Annotated in this window: 1 protein-coding gene; it reads left to right on the top strand. The window is 64.0% G+C overall.

Going from position 1 to position 2613, the window contains the following annotated elements:
* The coding region (locus ABD151_RS01170; protein ID WP_343990462.1) for an RHS repeat-associated core domain-containing protein at positions 1–2555 on the top strand (2555 nt) is incomplete at its 5' end.
* Between the last annotated feature and the right edge of the window lie 58 nt (positions 2556–2613).

Below are 2613 nucleotides of genomic sequence, written 5' to 3'. Positions count from 1 at the left end.
ACGACGAGCTGGACCAGGTCGTGGCTGTCACCAACAGCTTGGACCAGACGTTGCGCTACGACTACGACGTCCTGGGGCGCAAGACGAAGCAGTACGAGGGTGCCGCGACGCCGGCGAACCTGACCGCGGAGTGGACCTACGACTCGGTGTTGAAGGGCGAGCCGACCGCTTCGATCCGGTACGTGGGTGGTGCGACTGGTTCGGCATACAAGCGAGAGGTCTTGGCCTACGACCGACACCGCCTTCCGATCCGGACACAGGTCGTCCTCCCCGCTGACGACCCGTTGGTATCAGGCCCTCAGCCCACAGGGACGACTCCGCATCCGGCGGCGGTGAGTCAGGCTCTCGAGTTCCGCACGACGCGGAACGCGAACGACGCGACCGTGACCAGTGTGCGGACGCCGAAGGTCCCTGGCCTCGCGCAGGAGACCCGGACGATCACCTATGACGACTTCCGCTCGCCGATCCAGATGGTCGGAATCGTCAGTGGGACGAGCTATGACGCGTTCGGCGATGTCGTGCAGACGGAGCTCTCGCAGTCGGTCGGAGGCACGCAACGGGTCTGGCTGACGAACGGCTACGACGGCTTGCGGCGGCCGCAGTGGTTCCGCGCTGACGACACCAGCAGCAACACTGCGCTGATCAATCTCGACTACCAGTACGACCCGTCCGGCAAGATCACGCGGATTCGAGACAATGCTCCGAACCAGTCGTCGCCGGACAACCAGTGCTTCGCCTATGGGGACTGGAACCGGCTGTCGCACGCGTGGACCTCGAAGTCAGGGCAGTGCGATGCAGCAAGTCGCACGCTCTCGAACATCGACGGAGCCGCTCCGTACTGGCACAGCTACACCTACAACGACGCGAGTGGGACGCGGTCGACCTCCACCCAGCACTACCCTCCCGCGTCGCCGGTCGGTGGGAAGAACGGTGCCGTGACGACGTACGCCTATGGGGGTGCGTGTGATGGACGGACCGCTGGTCCCCATGCGTTGACCTCGGTGGCAGTCAATGGGGTCGCCCAGGCGCATTGTGTGAATGCTCGCGGCGATGCGACGCACTGGTGGTCGCCCGCTGGCGCACGGACGGACCTGACCTGGAACGCCGAGGGCAAGGTCGCCAAGACTGTTCAAGGGTCCACCACGACGTCGTACCTGTACGACGCGGACGGTGCGCTGCTGATCAAGCGACCCGGCGCGGATCCCACCGGATCGAGCACCGACGGTGTGACCACGCTGTACCTGGGAGACCTCGAGGTGCAGGTCACCAAGGCGGGAAGCACCTACAGCGCGAAGTCGCTGCGCTACTACCAGTACAACGGCCAGCAGGTCGCGGTGAGGACCGGGACCAGTGCGTCGAGTACCAGCACTGTGACGCTGACGGCAGGTGACCATCACGGCACGGCGAACGCGACGTGGAAGGCGACTGCGGTCGCCGAGCGGACCAAGCGGCACAGCGATCCGTTCGGGCGCTCGCGTGACACCACGGCACCGACCTGGGTCGACGACAAGGGATTCCTCGGCAAGCCGCATGATGCAGAGACCGGGCTGACCTACATCGGGGCGCGGATGTACGACCCGCGCTACGGACGGTTCATCAGTGTCGATCCGTTGCTGGACACGAGCGACGCGAACTCGATGAACGGGTACACCTACGGCAACAACGACCCGGTGAATCTGAGTGATCCGACGGGATTGAACGTCACCGACGGCAAGGTTGGCGGAAGCGGACCTTCGCCGAGTGACGACGAGCTGGCAGTGGTCTCGACCTTGGCCCAGCTCAACACCCAGTTCTCGGGGCTGAACTCGCCCGAATCCAGCTCATCGGAGGGCTCGGACTCGGGCGGTTGGAAACTGAGCATGCCAAGGATCCGCGCCGAGATGTCGACGAAGATCGTCGAGGGGGCGCGTTCCTTCAGCAGCGCTGTGGCCGACATCGAGTTCACCGAATCGCAGGTCTACAAGGACATCGCCGGCGGGGTATTGGATGGCGGCGCCGCACTCATTGACTCGGTCAATCGACTCTGTACGGCGAACCGGAGCAACTGCGCCACGCCGTATGCGGCGAAAGCTGCCGACAAGATCGGCGCCCGCGATGGTGCGATGCGCACCATTGCCAGTTTCTGGACCGTACTCATTCCGTATGGCGGTGCGGTCGCGGCTCCGCTTCGAGCTGGCCGACTGGCCCTGGGAACTGCGAAAATGGCGCCGAACGGTGCTCGGGCATCCAGTTCTGCGGCGCGGTTGGTCCATCCGCCGTTGGCCGCGTCAACTAAGCAGGTCGGCGCAAAATGGGGCAAGCATTCGGGCGACTACGGATTAAGTCCAGGCGACTCGGTAGGAAGGGCTTGGTACACTCGTCGCATTCATGAGGTACATCGAAACCCAGACGAGGTCCGTCGGGGCGCTTACAATCCGAGCAGCGGCGGCGGCGATGGGTACTTCTTCTTTAGGCGCGGCGGTGATCTGGTAATCACGAAGCCTGGCGGCGAGTTCGTGTCAATGTTCCCGGTAAAAAGCAACGCCTGGTTCAAGAATGCGCAGGTACTTGACTAATGATGGGGTCAGACCTGGTTCCCGTCGGTGCGACGTGCGTGGGTGCATCTCGCGCGTA

Source organism: Nocardioides dubius (genome assembly GCF_039528155.1).
GTDB lineage: Bacteria > Actinomycetota > Actinomycetes > Propionibacteriales > Nocardioidaceae > Nocardioides > Nocardioides dubius.
This window is presented reverse-complemented; position numbering and strand designations above follow the sequence as displayed.